This is a genomic window from Streptomyces roseolus (assembly GCF_014649855.1).
Classification (GTDB): domain Bacteria; phylum Actinomycetota; class Actinomycetes; order Streptomycetales; family Streptomycetaceae; genus Streptomyces; species Streptomyces roseolus.
The window spans coordinates 42437-56739 of the sequence record NZ_BMTV01000029.1 but is presented as its reverse complement, the minus strand read 5'-3'; the positions used below and the strand labels follow the sequence as shown (position 1 = coordinate 56739).

The following is a 14303-nucleotide window of genomic DNA, read 5'->3' as shown; positions in this document are numbered from 1 at the left end:
AGGGCCCGGGCCCGCTCCCCGGGCCGACGCGCTCGGCCGCCACCCGAAGGTGTCACCCGCGGGCGGGAGGATCAGAGGCGGTGGGTCCGGGCCACGTCGTACACGCCGGGGACCTCGCGCATGGCGCGCATGAGGGCGGGGAGCGCGGCGGCGTCGGCCAGCTGCAGGGTGTAGGTGTGGCGGACCCGCTGCTCGCTCGGCGGCTCGACGGTGGCGGAGACCACCTCGGCGCCGGCGGTGGCGATGGCCTCGGTGAGGTCGGCGAGCAGGCCGGGGCGGCCGAACGATTCGGCTACCAGCGTGACCCGGCAGTGGGCGGCGTCGCCCCAGCGCACGGGGACGGCGGCGCGGCCGAGGCGGCGCATGACGTCCACGGCCGGACAGCCCGTGCGGTGCGCGGTGACGGCGCCGCCCCTGACCCGGAAGCCGGTGATGTCGTCGGGGGGCACGGGGGTGCAGCAGCCGGCCGGCCGGACCGGGGTGGCGGGGGCGTCGTCGAGGTCGGCGTGGAGCTCGGCGCCGGAGCGGCGGTCGGCGGCGACGCTGAGCGGCGGGCGGGGGGCCGCGGCGGGCGGGGCGGCGGCCTCCGGGTGCGCCTGGAGCCAGGCGGTGATCGCGATCCGCGCGGCCGGGGTACGGGCGTGGTCCAGCCACTCCGGGGAGGGCCCGGAGCCGGCGTCCTGTGCGAGGAGCAGCTGCACGGTGTCGCCGTCGGAGAGGACGGTGCCCAGGGGCGCGAGGCGGCCGTTGACGCGGGCGCCGAGGCAGGTGTGGGCGGCCGCGCCGTGCTGGGCGTAGGCGGCGTCGACGCAGGTGGAGCCGGCGGGCAGGCCGAGGGTTCCGCCGTCGGCGCGGAAGACGGTGATCTCGTGGTCCTCGGCGAGGTCGGCGCGCAGCGAGCTCCAGAAGGTGTCGGGGTCGGGCGCGGACTCCTGCCAGTCGAGGAGGCGGGCGAGCCAGCCGGGGCGGGTGGGGTCGGTGCGCTCTCCGTCCTCGGCGGTCTCGGACGGGTCGACGCCCTCCGGGGCCGCCCCGAGGGGGCTGCCGAGGGCCACGACGCCCGCCTCGGCGACCTTGTGCATGCGGTGGGTGCGGATCAGGACCTCCGCGACGGCCCCGTCGGGGGCGGCGATCGCGGTGTGCAGCGACTGGTACAGGTTGAACTTGGGGGCCGCGATGAAGTCCTTGAACTCCGAGATCAGCGGGGTGAAGCAGGTGTGCAGCTCGCCGAGGACGGCGTAGCAGTCGGCGTCCTCGGCGACGAGGACGAGGAGCCGTCCGAAGTCGCAGCCGCGCAGCTCGCCGCGCTTGAGCCGGACGCGGTGGACGGAGACGAAGTGGCGGGGCCGGACCAGGACTTCGGCGGCGATGTCCGCCTCGCGCAGGACGGTGCCGACCTGTTCGGCGACGGCGGCGAGCGCGTCCGGCGATCCGGAGCCGGTGGCCTCGGCGATGAGCGCGCGGGTGGCCTCGTACTCCTCGGGGTGGAGGATGGCGAAGACCAGGTCCTCCAGTTCGGTCTTGAGGGCCTGCACGCCGAGCCGTTCGGCGAGCGGGATGAGGACGTCGCGGGTGACCTTGGCGATGCGGGCCTGTTTCTCGGGCCGCATCACGCCGAGGGTGCGCATGTTGTGCAGCCGGTCGGCGAGTTTGATGGACATGACGCGGACGTCGTCGCCGGTGGCGACGAGCATCTTGCGGAAGGTCTCGGGTTCGGCGGCGGCGCCGTAGTCGATCTTCTCCACCTTGGTGACGCCGTCGACGAGGTACGCGACCTCGTCGCCGAACTCCCTGCGGACCTGATCGAGCGTCACCTCGGTGTCCTCGACGGTGTCGTGGAGGAGGGAGGCGGTCAGGGTGGTGGTCTCGGCGCCCAGCTCGGCGAGGATGAGGGTGACGGCGAGCGGGTGGGTGATGTACGGCTCGCCGCTCTTGCGGAACTGGCCGCGGTGCGAGGACTCGGCGAGCACGTACGCCCGGCGCAGCACCGTGAGGTCGGCCTCGGGGTGGTGGGCGCGGTGCGCCTCGGCGACGTGGCTGATGGCGTCCGGCAGCCGGTCGCGCGGGGCGGGGCCCGCGGTGGCGCCGAGCAGGGCCGCGCGGCCGATCCTGCGCAGGTCGAGCCGGGCGCGTGCGCGCCTGCGGACGCGGGGGTCGGTGGCGGCCGTCTCGGCCGCGCTCACGGGGTTCGTGGCCTCTGCGCTCATGGGGCACCTCCGGCGGCGTCGACCGGCGGTGGACGGGCGAGGAGAGCCCGGGGGGCCGGTGCTTGATGCTACCGACCCCACCACGCGGTGCAGTCCCGCTCTCGCCCAGCGTGAAACGGATCACCCATTCGAGCGACACGAGAGTCGTTGACAGTTTCGATTGGACCGCCGGGACGGGCCGCCGGGGCGGTGCCGGCAGGACGGGGCCGGCGGCTCAGCCGGCGGCGAGCCAGGAGGGCTCCAGGGTGCCCTCGGCGACGATGACGGCAGGACCGGTCATCTCGATGCCGCCGTCGGGGTGCTCGGTGATGACCAGGGTGCCGCCGAGGACGTCCACGGTGTACGTGACGGGGGCGCCGGTCACGGCCGGGTCGGTCCCGTCGCGGCGGGCGGTGGCGACGGCCACGGCGCAGGCGCCGGTGCCGCAGGAGCGGGTCTCGGAGGCGCCGCGCTCGTGCACCCGCATGGCGACGTGGCGGGGGCCCCGGTCCACCACGAACTCGATGTTGACCCCGTCCGGGTAGACCGACGCGGGCTCGTACGGCGGCTCGTCGTAGAGCGTGCCCGCGTGCGCGAGGTCCTCGACGAAGGCGACCGCGTGCGGATTGCCCATGTTCACGTTCCGCGCGGACCAGCTGCGGCCGTCGACGGCGACCGTGACGCCCTCCTCGGGGAGGACGGCGCGGCCCATGGAGACGGTGACGGAGCCGTCCTTGTCGAGGTGGACGCGCTTGACGCCGCCCCGGGTGGCGACGGCGACCTCGCCGGCGGTGACGTGGCCGGCGTGCTCCAGGTAGCGGGCGAAGACCCGGACGCCGTTGCCGCACATCTCGGCGACCGTGCCGTCGGCGTTGCGGTAGTCCATGAACCACTCGGCCTCGTCGGCCATGGCGCGGGCGTCGGGGTGGGCGGCGCTGCGGACGACGTGCAGCACGCCGTCGCCGCCGAGGCCGGCGCGGCGGTCGCAGAGCCGGGCGACGAGCGCGGGGGGCAGGTCGATCTCGTTCTCCGCGTCGGGGACGATCACGAAGTCGTTCTCGGTGCCGTGGCCCTTGAGGTAACGGAGCGGGGTGGTCTGCGTGCTGGTCACGGGATCAACTGTACGGTGCCGCCCGGACGCCCGTTCCGGTCGTCCACGGGGCGGCCGGGCGACGGGCTCGCACGGCTCAGCGGAGGCGGGCGACGCGCCAGACGGCGAGGGCGACGAGGGCCGCGATGGACGTCACGTACAGGGCGAGGACCCGCCAGTCCGGCCGCTCGCCGGAGCCGCGCTGCGGCAGCCCCGGCCAGGTGTGGCCGACCCTGCGGGCTGCCATGACGCCCCAGCCCGCGGCGCAGAAGCTGATGAGGAGCCCCAGCATGGCGACGACCGCGCCGGCGTCCCCGGAGCCGAAGGCGAGCGGGAAGGCGAACATCAGCGAGCCGACGGCGGCGAGCCCCACGATCGGGGCGAGCTGCCAGAACCTCAGCAGTCGCCGCGGGCGCAGCTCGACCTCGACCTCGTCGGCGATCTCGACCGCGGAGCCCTCGGCGTCGTCGGGACCGTCGGGGGTCAGCCCCGGGGCGCTCCCGGGGACCGCCTCGTGCTGTTCTCTGTCGCGAGGGCCGGCCTCCATCGCCACGCGCCCTCCCCACTCGGACTCCACCTTGGTCGATCGATGCTCGATGATGGCACGCTCCCGACCGCGGAAATGACGGCCAGGGCGTCCCGATGCCATCACGTGATCAGGCTGTAACCGCTCGTTCGACCAACGACAGCGCCTCCCCGGGGAGTTCCCCGCGGTGATCGGCGGCCCCGCTGAGCCAGTGGACGCGCGGGTCGCGGCGGAACCACGAGTCCTGGCGGCGGGCGAAGCGCTTGGTGGCGCGCACGGTCTCGGCGCGCGCCTCGTCCTCGGTGCACTCCCCCGCGAGCGCCGCGAGCACCTGTTGGTAGCCGAGAGCGCGGGAGGCCGTGCGGCCCTCGCGCAGTCCGAGCGCCTCCAGGGCGCGGACCTCGTCGACCAGCCCGGCCTCCCACATGCGGTCCACGCGGGTGGCGATGCGCTCGTCGAGTTCGGGGCGGGCGACGTCGACGCCGATCTGGACGGTGTCGTAGACGGACTCGTGGCTCGGGAGGTTCGCCGTGAAGGGCTTGCCGGTGATCTCGATGACCTCCAGGGCGCGGACGATGCGGCGGCCGTTGCCGGGGAGGATCGCGCGGGCCGCCTCGGGGTCGGCGGCGGCCAGGCGGGCGTGCAGGAGGCCGGAGCCGCGCTCCTCCAGCTCCGCCTCCAGGCGGGCCCGGATCGCGGGGTCGGTGCCGGGGAACTCCAGGGCGTCCACGGCGCCGCGTACGTACAGGCCGGATCCGCCGACGAGCACGGGGGTGCGGCCCTCGGCGAGCAGCCGGTCGATCTCGGCGCGGGCGAGGCGCTGGTACTCGGCGACGCTGGCGGCCTCGGTGACGTCCCAGATGTCGAGGAGGTGGTGCGGGACGCCGCCGCGCTCCTCCGGCGTCAGTTTGGCGGTGCCGATGTCCATCCCGCGGTAGAGCTGCATCGAGTCGGCGTTGACGACCTCGCCGCCGAGCTGCTGGGCCAGGAACACACCCAGATCGGACTTTCCGGCTGCCGTGGGGCCGACGACGGCGATGACCCGCGGGGCGGGAGCTGCGCTTCTCACCGTCCCAGTCTCGCAAACCTCCGGGGGCGTCCCCGAACGAGCGACGTGACACGGGGGCGGGGGCTTCGTTGCCCGTGCGTGGTTCCGGCCGTGTTCTCGGCCGTTCCCGGCCGTGGTTCCCGCGCACGGCAGCCCCTGACGAGTAGGCTGAGGAGTGAATATGGGCGTTTTCTCAAGGTTTCGCCGGAAGAAGCAGTCGAGGGAGGAGCCGGGTGAGCAGGCCTCGACGGAGCTCACCGAAACCGGATCGGAGTCCGGGTCCGAGGCGGAACCCGGGCCCGGGGCGGAAGGGACGGTGACGCGGGTGGCCGTCCCGGGACCGACCGCCCCGGCGAAGTCCTCCGCCGAGGCCCCCGGGGCGACGGAGACCGTCGCGGAGGTCGTGGAGATCCCCCGGCAGCAGTCGGCCGGCACCGCCGCGGACGCCGGTTCGGACGCGGCCGGCGAGACCGGGGAAGCCGCCCGCACATAGGCACGACACGGAGACGGAGAGGTGCCCCATGGGCTTCCTGGATTCACTGAAGGCCAAGCTGGGCCCGGCCAAGGGCAAGGTCTCGGACCTCGCGCAGCAGCACGGGGACAAGATCGACCAGGGCCTGGAGAAGGCGGCGAGGATCGTCGACGAGAAGACCAAGGGCAAGTACAGCGACAAGATCCAGTCCGGTACGGGCAAGGCCAAGGACGCCATCGACCGGATGGGGCACAAGGACGACGGCAGGCCCGGCACCGACGGCAGGCCCGGCCCTGACGGCACGCCCCCGTCCCCGCCGCCGGCCGCCTAGGCGTTCGTTCGGCCGCACGACGGACGCGGGCTCAGGACCAGACGGCGACCAGGTACTCGACGCCGTACGGCGCGTCCTCGTGGAGCAGGCGGCCGGTCAGGCCCGCGCCCTCGGCGGCGCCCGCGAGGACCTGCCAGGGGGCTCGCCCGGCGGCCTTCAGCTCCCGGGCGAGCCCGGCGTCGAGCGCGAGGACGCCGGGTACGTCGGCGGAGCCCAGGACCCGGGCGGCCTCGGCGTCGAAACCGGCGGCGCGCTCGTCGAAGTAACCGGGGGCCTTCACGGTGCGGCAGGCGCTGCCGTCACCGAGGACGAGCAGGGCGACCCGCCCGGCCGAGGCGGCGAGCCGCCGTCCGGTGGCCGCGCACTCCTCGGCGGTGGCCTCCTCGGCGACCCCGAGCCCCTCCACGGCCGCGCCGGACGCGCCGGTACGGGAGAGCAGCCAGGCGCCCACGGCGAGCGAGGCCGGCAGCGCGCGGTCGCCCCCGGGGCCCTCGCCGAGGCGCACGGCGAGGTCGGCGCCGAATCCGGCGAAGGAACCGGCGGAGCCGGCCGGGAAGGCGCCCGACGCGGCCCCGGACGCCGCCCCGACCACGTACAGGCGGTCGGGCCGGGCGGCGGCGAGCACCCCGAGGGCGTCCGCGCAGTGCGCCCGCGCGGCGTCCAGCTCGGGGGCGGCACCGCTCGCGACCTCGGGCACGAGCAGCGGCGGGCAGGGGCACACGGCGGCGGCGACAAGCATGATCCGCAGCCTACTGCCCCGCCCCTGCAGGAGCGCGGGTCAGTGGCCGACGCCCGCAGGCCGGGGCGTCGGCGGGCGGCCCGGGCACGGCCGCGAACCCTCACCGGCCCGGGCACGGGCCGGTCGGCGGCCCCTCGGCCGCGGTCGTCAGTGGCCGACGCCGCAGGCCGGGGCGTCGGCGGCCGGGAGCGGGGCCGGGGCGCCGATCCCGGGGAGGCCGAGCAGGACGCCGGCCGGCTTGGCGGCGGCCGCGGCGGTGCGCTTCTCCCAGGCGTCGCCCGCGCGGGTGCGGCGGACGGCGGTGGTGGGGCCTTCGGCGAGGAGGTGGTGCGGGGCGGCGTAGGTGATCTCTACGGTCACCACGTCGCCGGGGCGGACGTCCTCGTCGGGCTTGGTGAAGTGGACGAGCCGGTTGTCGGGGGCGCGGCCGGAGAGGCGGTGGGTGGTGCCGTCCTTGCGGCCCTCGCCCTCGGCGACCATGACCTCCAGCGTGCGGCCGACCTGCTTCTTGTTCTCGTCCCAGGAGATCTCCTCCTGGAGGGCGACCAGGCGCTCGTAGCGGGCCTGCACGACCTCCTTGGGGATCTGCCCCTCCATCTCGGCGGCCGGGGTGCCGGGGCGCTTGGAGTACTGGAAGGTGAAGGCGTTCGCGAAGCGGGCCTCGCGGACCACGTGCATGGTCTGCTCGAAGTCCTCCTCGGTCTCGCCGGGGAAGCCGACGATGATGTCGGTGGAGATGGCGGCGTGCGGGATCGCGGCGCGGACCTTCTCGATGATCCCGAGGAAGCGCTCCTGGCGGTAGGAGCGGCGCATGGCCCTGAGGACGGTGTCCGAGCCGGACTGGAGCGGCATGTGCAGCTGCGGCATCACGTTCGGCGTCTCGGCCATGGCGGCGATGACGTCGTCGGTGAAGTCGCGCGGGTGCGGGGAGGTGAAGCGGACCCGCTCCAGGCCCTCGATGGCGCCGCAGGCGCGCAGCAGCTTGCTGAAGGCCTCGCGGTCGCCGAGGTCGGAGCCGTACGCGTTCACGTTCTGGCCGAGCAGGGTGATCTCGGAGACGCCCTCGGCGACGAGCGCCTCGATCTCGGCGAGGATGTCGCCGGGCCGGCGGTCCTCCTCCTTGCCGCGCAGGGCGGGGACGATGCAGAAGGTGCAGGTGTTGTTGCAGCCGACCGAGATCGAGACCCAGGCCGCGTACGCCGACTCGCGGCGGGTCGGCAGGGTGGAGGGGAAGGCCTCCAGGGACTCGGCGATCTCGACCTGGGCCTCCTGCTGCACGCGGGCGCGCTCCAGGAGGACCGGCAGCTTGCCGATGTTGTGGGTGCCGAAGACCACGTCGACCCACGGGGCCCGCTTCACGATGGTGTCGCGGTCCTTCTGCGCCAGGCAGCCGCCGACGGCGATCTGCATGCCGGGGCGGGCGGTCTTCATCGGGGCCAGGTGGCCGAGGTTGCCGTACAGCTTGTTGTCGGCGTTCTCGCGGACCGCGCAGGTGTTGAAGACGACGACGTCGGCGCCGTCGGCGTCCTTGGGCGCGCGGACGTAGCCCGCCTCCTCCAGCAGTCCGGAGAGCCGTTCGGAGTCGTGGACGTTCATCTGACACCCGTAGGTGCGAATGTCGTAGGTCTTCGGTCCTTCGATGCCCACTGTGAGACTCCGGTCGCTGCTGCTGGTCGTGTTTTCCAGGGTGTGGAGTCTTCAAGAGTAGGCGGTCCGCCGCGGGGTCCGGGCCGGACGCCGGAGCCCGGCCCCGGTGTCCGGATGTGACAGGGAATCGTCATTGCCGTCATGGGCCGGGCGGGCGAAGGTGGAGCCATGTCCGAGACCACTTCCCCCGCGGCCCGTGCGGCGCGCCCCGCGCACCGGGTCGTCGTCGCGGTCTTTCCCGATGTGGACCTCCTCGACGTCACCGGGCCCGCCGAGGTCTTCTCGCTGGCCAACCGGGAGACGGGCGGCGAGCGCTACCGGGTGCGGCTCGCCGCGCCCGGCGGCGCCGGGGAGGTGCGGACCTCGGCGGGGGTGCGGCTGCTCGCGGACCTCGGCTTCGACGAGGTCGGCGCGGACGTCGACACCCTGCTGGTGCCGGGGGCGGTGGACCCGGGCGAGGACGGCGGGGTCGTCGCCCGGCTCGACCCGGAGGTGGTGCGCTGGGTGCGGGAGACCGCGCCGCACGCCCGGCGGGTGGCGTCGGTCTGCGTCGGCGCGCACGTGCTCGCCGCGGCCGGCCTGCTCGACGGGAGGTCCGCGACGACCCACTGGTCGACGGCGGCGCAGCTGGCCGCCGACCACCCGGAGGTCACCGTCGACCCCGATCCGATCTTCGTACGGACGGACCGGGGGCGGCTGTGGACCGGGGCCGGGATCAGCGCCTGCCTCGACCTGTCCCTCGCCCTGGTGGCGGAGGACCTGGGCGAGGAGACGGCGCTCGCGGTGGCCCGGCAGCTCGTCATGTACCTGAAGCGGCAGGGCGGCCAGAGCCAGTTCTCGGTGCCGCTGAGCCGTCCGGCGGCCGGCCGGCGGGACATCGACGAGCTGCGGCTCTGGATCGCGGACCACCTCGACGAGGACCTGTCCGCGGAACGGCTCGCCGGCCGGATGTGCCTGAGCGAGCGGCACTTCGCCCGGGTCTTCGCGCAGGAGACGGGGACGAGCCCCGCCGCCTACGTGGAGGCGGCCCGGATCGAGGTGGCCCGGCGCCACCTGGAGACCTCGGACGCGCCGCTCGCCGAGGTGGCGGCGCGGGCGGGGCTCGGTTCGGTGGAGACCCTGCACCGGGCCTTCCGCCGGCAGCTCGCGACGACGCCGGCGGCGTACCGGCGGCGTTTCCGCACCGGGACCGGCTGACGGCCCCTCCCGCCCCTTCCTCCCCGTCGGCCCCCTGCCGTCTCTTCCCACCCGCCACGGGCGGCTTCGTCACGCCCGCACACCATCCCTTTTCCTCTGAAAGGTTCAGAAATGAGCAGCACTCCGTCCACTCCCCTCCGCGCCCTCTCCGGCCTGAGCGACGAGCCGGCCCGGCTCTCCGAGGCGGCGCTCGTCCTCATCGACGTCCAGAACACCTACCGCTCCGGCGTCATGGCCCTCGAAGGCGCCGAGGAGGCCGTCGCCGAGGCGGCGCGGCTCCTGGCCCGGGCCCGCGCGGCCGGCGCTCCGGTCGTCCACATCCAGCACGACAGCGGCGAGGGCTCCCCGTACGACCTCACGGCGCCGGTCGGCGCGATCTGCGACGAGGTGGCCCCGGTCGAGGGCGAGCCGGTCGTGGTGAAGAACTTCCCGAACTCCTTCCACGCCACCGACCTGGAGAAGGTCCTGACGGGCCTCGGCTTCGCGGCGGGCGAGGGGAAGGAGCTGGTGCTCGCCGGGTTCATGACGCACATGTGCGTCAACTACACGGCCCAGGCCGCCTTCAACCTCGGCTACCGGCCGACCGTGGTCGCCGAGGCGACCGCCACCCGCGCCCTCGCCGCGCCGGACGGGACGGTCGTGCCCGCCGCCGAGCTGAAGCGGGCCGCGCTGACCGGCCTCACGGACGTCTTCGCGGTCGTGGTGCCGACGGCGGCGGACCTGCGGGCCTGAGCCGGGACCGGGCCGGGGTCGGGACCGGGACCGTGTCAGGACCAGGCCGGGCCGGGCCGGGACCGGGCCGATCGCCCCTGCGGTTTTCCGCAGGGGCGTCGGGCGGTAACGCGCATACCGGCTTCGAGCTGGGCTTTCTAGCGTGGGGAGGGTCCCCGGCGGGTCGGCCGGGGGCTTCTCGGGGAATCGTCCCCCTGGCCATGGAGGGCTCATGACACCGCTCACGACCGTTCTCGCGACCGCTCTCGCCAAGGAGCCCGCCGGTGCCGGCGGTCCGGCCGGCGGCATCGCCGGCTGGGCCGCCGGTCTCGTCGAGACCCTCGGCGGGCCGGGCGCGGGGGTCGCCATCGCCCTGGAGAACCTCTTCCCGCCGCTGCCGAGCGAGGTGATCCTCCCGTTGACCGGCTTCGCCGCCGGGCAGGGCGTGCTGAGCCTCGCCTCCGCGCTGTTCTGGACGACGCTGGGCTCGGTGGTGGGCGCGCTCGCCCTCTACGGGATCGGCGCGCTGTTCGGCCGGGAGCGGATGCACGCGCTGTGGGCGCGGCTGCCGCTGGTGAAGGTCTCGGACCTGGAGCGGACCGAGGCGTGGTTCCGGCGGCACGGCACGAAGGCGGTCCTCCTCGGCCGGATGGTGCCGATCTTCCGCAGCCTCATCTCGGTCCCGGCCGGGGTGGAGCGGATGCCGGTCCCCCTCTTCCTCCTGCTGACCACCGTCGGCAGCCTCGTCTGGAACAGCGTCCTGGTCCTCGCCGGCTACGCCCTCGGCGACCGCTGGGAGCTGGTCGAGGCGTACGTGGGCGTGGTCTCCAAGGCCGTCCTCGTCCTGGTCCTCGGCGCCGCCGCGACCTGGCTCGTGGTCCGGCTCCGCAAACGCGGCGCGGAGCCGCGACACCGCCGCCCCTAGGCTGGGCGCGTGGAGGCGGAACAGGGCGGCGGCGGGGGCCGGTTCGGGTGGCGGCGGGCCGTGGGCGTGACGGCCGGGTGCCTGACGGCGCCGCTCGGGCTGCTGTACCTCCTGGTGGCCGGGGGCGCGCTCGGTGCCTTTCTGCTGTGGCCGTGGACGCGGGCGTACGCGCTGGGGGTGCTCGGCTCGGGGGCCCGACGGCTCGTGGGCGTCGAGCGGAGGCGGCGGGAGCGTTTCTTCGGCGACCGGTTCCCGGAGGCGCACGAGGGGGAGGGCGACGCCCCGCGGTATCTGGCCGTGCGGTCCGCGACGGGGCTCGTGTGCGCGGTGGTCCTCGCGCTGCTCGGGTTCGGCCTGGTGCTCGCGGTGCTGCTGGCCGGTGGTGTGGCGCGCGGGACGATCGGGGCGGCGGAGCTGCTGACGCAGCTGGTCCTCGGGGGCGTCCTGCTGTTCCTGGGCCTCCAGGGGCTGTTCGCGCTGACCGCGCTGGACGCCCGGCTGGCCCGGGAGTTCTTCGGCCCGTCGGAGCGGGAGCTGCTGCGCCGCCGGATCGAGGAGCTGTCGCTGAGCCGGGCGGCCGTCGTGGGGGCCGTGGACGCGGAGCGGCGGCGGATCGAGCGGGACCTCCACGACGGGGTGCAGCAGCGGCTCGTGGCGCTCGCCATGCTGATCGGACGGGCCCGCAGGAGCGGCGGGCGCGATCCGGAGCGGGCGGCCGGGCTGCTCGGCCAGGCGCACCGGGAGGCCCAGGAGGTGCTGGCCGAACTCCGCGAGGTGGCCTGGCGGGTGTACCCGTCGGCGCTGGACAGCCTCGGCCTGGAGGAGGCGCTCGGCGGCGTCGCCCAGCGGTGCGCGCTGCCGCTGCGGATCACGTACGAGGTGACGGGCCCGCTTCCCCGGCCGGTGGAGACGGCGGCGTATTTCGTCGTCTCCGAGGCCGTCACCAACGCGGCCAAGCACTCCGCCGCCTCGGCCGTCTCGGTGCGGGTCGCGGGGGCGCCCGGCGGCCCGCTGACCGTGCGGGTCGAGGACGACGGCCGGGGCGGCGCGGATCCGGCGGGCGGCGGCCTGACCGGGCTGCGCGGGCGGGTCGCCGCGCTCGACGGCGTCCTGCGGATCGACAGCCCCCTCGGGGGACCCACCACCATCGTCGCGGAGCTGCCGTGCGTGTGATCCTGGCCGAGGACTCGGCCCTGCTGCGGGAGGGCCTGGCCCGGCTGCTCGCGGAGGAGGGGCACGAGGTCGTCGGGGCGTTCGGCGACGCGGTGACGCTGGTCGCCGAGACGGAGGCGCTCCGGCCCGACGTGGTCGTCGTGGACATCCGGATGCCGCCGACCCACACCGACGAGGGACTGCGGGCGGCCGTCGCGATCCGCGAGCGGCTGCCCGGGACGGGCGTCCTGGTCCTCTCGCAGCACGTCGAGCGCAGCTACGCGGCCCGGCTGCTCGCCGCCGGCGCCGAGCGCGTCGGCTATCTGCTGAAGGACCGGGTGGCGCAGGTCGAGGAGTTCCTCGACGCGCTGGAGCGGGTCCGCGCGGGCGGGGCGGCGATCGACCCGGAGGTCGTACGGCAGCTGGTGGTGCGCAGCGCGCACGCCGATCCGCTGGCCCGGCTCACCCCGCGCGAGCGGGAGGTCCTCCAGGTGCTCGCGGAGGGGTGCACGAACACGGCGATCGCCCGCCGGCTGCACCTGTCGCTGAGCGCGGTGGAGAAGCACCTCAACGCGGTCTTCGACAAGCTGGAGCTGCGCGGGACCGAGGGCCACAGCCCCCGGATCCTCGCGGTCCTGCGTTACCTGGAGGCGTGACCGGTCAGGCCGGGCCGGCGCCGGTCAGCAGGGCGTGGAGGCGCAGCAGGGTCCGGTCGTCGCCGAATCCGCCCGCCTTGACGACGACGGGGACGCGGGGCACGCCGGCCGGACCGGCCAGGGTGCCGCGGGCGATGCCGGGCTCGGGTTCGTCGTGGAGGTCGATGCCGTGGGCACCGAGGGCGCGCAGCACCGCCTCGGCGGTCTCCCCGCCGGTGAGCACGAGCCCGTCGAAGGGCGCGCGGGCGGCGAGCGCGGCCACGGACGCGGCGAGCTCCCGGGGCAACTCCGCCGGGTCCGCCCGTCGTTCGTGCGGCGTGTGGATGATCCGTACGAGGGCGTCGGTGGCCGTCTCCAGCGGCGCGGCCGCGACGGCCGCCACCGCTCCCGGCCGGCCGGCCAGCAGCGCGAGCTGCCGGCGGGTGGCGGGGTTGGCGCTGCCGACGACGACCAGAGGGCGTGCGGCGGGCGGGAGTTCCCCCGTGTCCGCACCTCCGCCGGGCAGTGCGTGGTGACGGGCGAGGGCGGCGGCGAGGCCCGGGGAGCCGACCCACAGGACGGCCCCGTGGTCGGGGACGGCGGCGACGATCCGGTCGCGGTCGGCGTCGGTGGCGGCGGAGCAGACGAACAGGCCTCCGGAGGGGACGCGTTCGGTGAGGAGCTCCGGTCGGGCGGCGTCGACCCGGACGGCTTCCGGGAGGAGACGGGCGAGGTCGGCCGTACGGACGGGATGGGCGGGGTCGCGGGCGAACTCGCTTTCGTCCACGCGGACTTCGCGCACGTACTGCACGCCGTCGCGGGTGGTCCGCCCCTCGGCCGGGAAGGCGGGCGCGACGACCACGGCGCGCCGCCCCGAGCCCTCGCGCGCGGCGCGGATCTCCGCGGCCACATGGCCCCGGAGGGTCGAGTCGACGGTCTTGAGCAGCAGCCCCGCCCCGGACAGGGCGCGGGCCGCCTCCCGGGTGCGGGCCTCGGCTCCGGCCTCGTCCAGGAGCCGGCCGCCGAGGTCGACGGCGAGCACCCCGCCCTCCCGCCCGTGCCCGGCGAGCGGGCTGCCGGACAGCAGGACGCGGGCCGGGTGGCCGCCCCGGCGGAACGGCGCCGCCCCGTCCCCCGCGCTGGTCAGGTCGTCGGCGAGGACGGCGACGCGGGGTGGGGTGACGGGCGGGACGGACTGCATCGACGGCTCCTCGGTCGTACGGGCTGGGCGGAGCGCGTACCTCGGGACTCCGGGGCTCCGGGGCCTCGGAGCCCCAGAGGCCCTCGGAGCCCCAGCGGCCTCGGAGGCTCAGGGTCCCAGGCCCCGGGCTTCCCGGCTTCCCGGCTTCCCGGCTTCCCGGCTTCCCGGCTTCCCGGCTACCGAGAAATGCGCACCGCCCCACCCTCGCCCGCGCGGCGCGCTCAGTCCAGCGGCCACCGGACGGCGGGAACGACGAGAACGGACATCAGTGTCATGAGCATGCGAAAACTCCCTCGGGACAGAGGTGGGTCGAGCGCCCGGCAGGGGGCCAGGGGCGGGCAGAGGGGACTGCCCTCAAGATCACCGGGCGCCTCCCGACGCTAGCCGCAGGGACCCCGGCTCCACGACAGGACACACGGCGGGAGCCCGCCGCCGGGAACCGC

At 75.4% G+C, this 14303-nt stretch carries 14 protein-coding genes; 7 read left to right on the top strand and 7 right to left on the bottom strand.

All coding sequences use genetic code 11. The features are described 5' to 3' along the window. Positions 1-71: 71 nt before the first annotated feature. The 4 genes from IE245_RS29250 to miaA all read right to left on the bottom strand — a co-directional run bounded on the left by IE245_RS29250 (position 72) and on the right by miaA (position 4871). Positions 72-2207 carry a RelA/SpoT family protein gene (locus IE245_RS29250; RefSeq protein ID WP_189952960.1) on the bottom strand — a complete coding sequence of 712 codons (2136 nt, stop codon included), beginning with the start codon at positions 2205-2207 and terminating at the stop codon, positions 72-74. Positions 2208-2421: 214 nt separating this feature from the next. Then, positions 2422-3297 (bottom strand): diaminopimelate epimerase, encoded by an 876-nt coding sequence (gene dapF, locus IE245_RS29245; RefSeq protein ID WP_189952959.1) that lies wholly within the window; start codon positions 3295-3297, stop codon positions 2422-2424. Positions 3298-3373: 76 nt separating this feature from the next. Next, a complete protein-coding gene (locus IE245_RS29240; RefSeq protein ID WP_189953037.1) occupies positions 3374-3823 on the bottom strand; it encodes a hypothetical protein in 450 nt (149 codons plus the stop codon). 109 nt (positions 3824-3932) lie between these two features. Further along, positions 3933-4871, bottom strand: coding sequence for a tRNA (adenosine(37)-N6)-dimethylallyltransferase MiaA (gene miaA, locus IE245_RS29235; protein WP_189952957.1), 939 nt, complete (start codon positions 4869-4871; stop codon positions 3933-3935). A gap of 304 nt (positions 4872-5175) precedes the next feature. On the opposite strand from miaA, the gene IE245_RS29230 reads away from it, so the two are divergent. Both IE245_RS29230 and IE245_RS29225 read left to right on the top strand, forming a co-directional pair. Further along, positions 5176-5343: a hypothetical protein gene (locus tag IE245_RS29230; RefSeq protein WP_189952955.1), complete on the top strand. Its 168-nt coding sequence runs from the start codon at positions 5176-5178 to the stop codon at positions 5341-5343. 28 nt (positions 5344-5371) lie between these two features. Next, the gene (locus tag IE245_RS29225) at positions 5372-5653 is read left to right on the top strand and encodes an antitoxin (RefSeq protein WP_189952953.1); all 282 of its coding nucleotides are present in this window, start codon (positions 5372-5374) and stop codon (positions 5651-5653) included. Positions 5654-5684: 31 nt separating this feature from the next. On the opposite strand, the gene IE245_RS29220 is transcribed toward IE245_RS29225, so the two are convergent. After that, positions 5685-6392 carry a class III extradiol dioxygenase subunit B-like domain-containing protein gene (locus IE245_RS29220; RefSeq protein WP_189952951.1) on the bottom strand — a complete coding sequence of 236 codons (708 nt, stop codon included), beginning with the start codon at positions 6390-6392 and terminating at the stop codon, positions 5685-5687. Between the two features lie 147 nt (positions 6393-6539). Next, positions 6540-8033, bottom strand: a complete 1494-nt coding sequence (gene miaB / locus IE245_RS29215) for a tRNA (N6-isopentenyl adenosine(37)-C2)-methylthiotransferase MiaB (RefSeq protein ID WP_189953035.1) — start codon at positions 8031-8033, stop codon at positions 6540-6542. A gap of 174 nt (positions 8034-8207) precedes the next feature. Here miaB and IE245_RS29210 point away from each other — a divergent pair, with 174 nt between their 5' ends. The 5 genes from IE245_RS29210 (at position 8208) to IE245_RS29190 (ending at position 12680) form a co-directional block, all read left to right on the top strand. Further along, on the top strand, positions 8208-9236 hold the full coding sequence (locus IE245_RS29210; protein ID WP_189952949.1) for a GlxA family transcriptional regulator: 1029 nt from the start codon (positions 8208-8210) through the stop codon (positions 9234-9236). A gap of 111 nt (positions 9237-9347) precedes the next feature. Continuing rightward, positions 9348-9968, top strand: a complete 621-nt coding sequence (locus IE245_RS29205; protein ID WP_189952947.1) for an isochorismatase family protein — start codon at positions 9348-9350, stop codon at positions 9966-9968. Between the two features lie 211 nt (positions 9969-10179). Then, complete coding sequence (locus IE245_RS29200; RefSeq protein WP_189952945.1) at positions 10180-10872, top strand: DedA family protein; 693 nt, start codon at positions 10180-10182, stop codon at positions 10870-10872. Positions 10873-10881: 9 nt separating this feature from the next. Continuing rightward, positions 10882-12045, top strand: a complete 1164-nt coding sequence (locus IE245_RS29195; protein WP_189952943.1) for a sensor histidine kinase — start codon at positions 10882-10884, stop codon at positions 12043-12045. Next, positions 12036-12680, top strand: coding sequence for a response regulator transcription factor (locus tag IE245_RS29190; protein ID WP_189952941.1), 645 nt, complete (start codon positions 12036-12038; stop codon positions 12678-12680). The genes IE245_RS29195 and IE245_RS29190 overlap by 10 nt, the downstream gene beginning before the upstream one ends. A gap of 4 nt (positions 12681-12684) precedes the next feature. Here IE245_RS29190 and IE245_RS29185 read toward each other — a convergent pair whose 3' ends face one another. Beyond that, positions 12685-13860, bottom strand: a complete 1176-nt coding sequence (locus IE245_RS29185; RefSeq protein WP_189952939.1) for a four-carbon acid sugar kinase family protein — start codon at positions 13858-13860, stop codon at positions 12685-12687. Positions 13861-14303 lie beyond the last annotated feature (443 nt).

What these genes read in the sequence shown, in the direction of transcription:
- IE245_RS29185 (WP_189952939.1), bottom strand. Translation starts at nt 13,860, where the DNA reads ATGCAGTCCGTCCCGCCCGTCACCCCACCCCGCGTCGCCGTCCTCGCC.
- IE245_RS29205 (WP_189952947.1), top strand. Translation starts at nt 9,348, where the DNA reads ATGAGCAGCACTCCGTCCACTCCCCTCCGCGCCCTCTCCGGCCTGAGC.
- IE245_RS29250 (WP_189952960.1), bottom strand. Translation starts at nt 2,207, where the DNA reads ATGAGCGCAGAGGCCACGAACCCCGTGAGCGCGGCCGAGACGGCCGCC.
- IE245_RS29240 (WP_189953037.1), bottom strand. Translation starts at nt 3,823, where the DNA reads ATGGAGGCCGGCCCTCGCGACAGAGAACAGCACGAGGCGGTCCCCGGG.
- IE245_RS29225 (WP_189952953.1), top strand. Translation starts at nt 5,372, where the DNA reads ATGGGCTTCCTGGATTCACTGAAGGCCAAGCTGGGCCCGGCCAAGGGC.
- IE245_RS29210 (WP_189952949.1), top strand. Translation starts at nt 8,208, where the DNA reads ATGTCCGAGACCACTTCCCCCGCGGCCCGTGCGGCGCGCCCCGCGCAC.
- IE245_RS29200 (WP_189952945.1), top strand. Translation starts at nt 10,180, where the DNA reads ATGACACCGCTCACGACCGTTCTCGCGACCGCTCTCGCCAAGGAGCCC.
- IE245_RS29220 (WP_189952951.1), bottom strand. Translation starts at nt 6,392, where the DNA reads ATGCTTGTCGCCGCCGCCGTGTGCCCCTGCCCGCCGCTGCTCGTGCCC.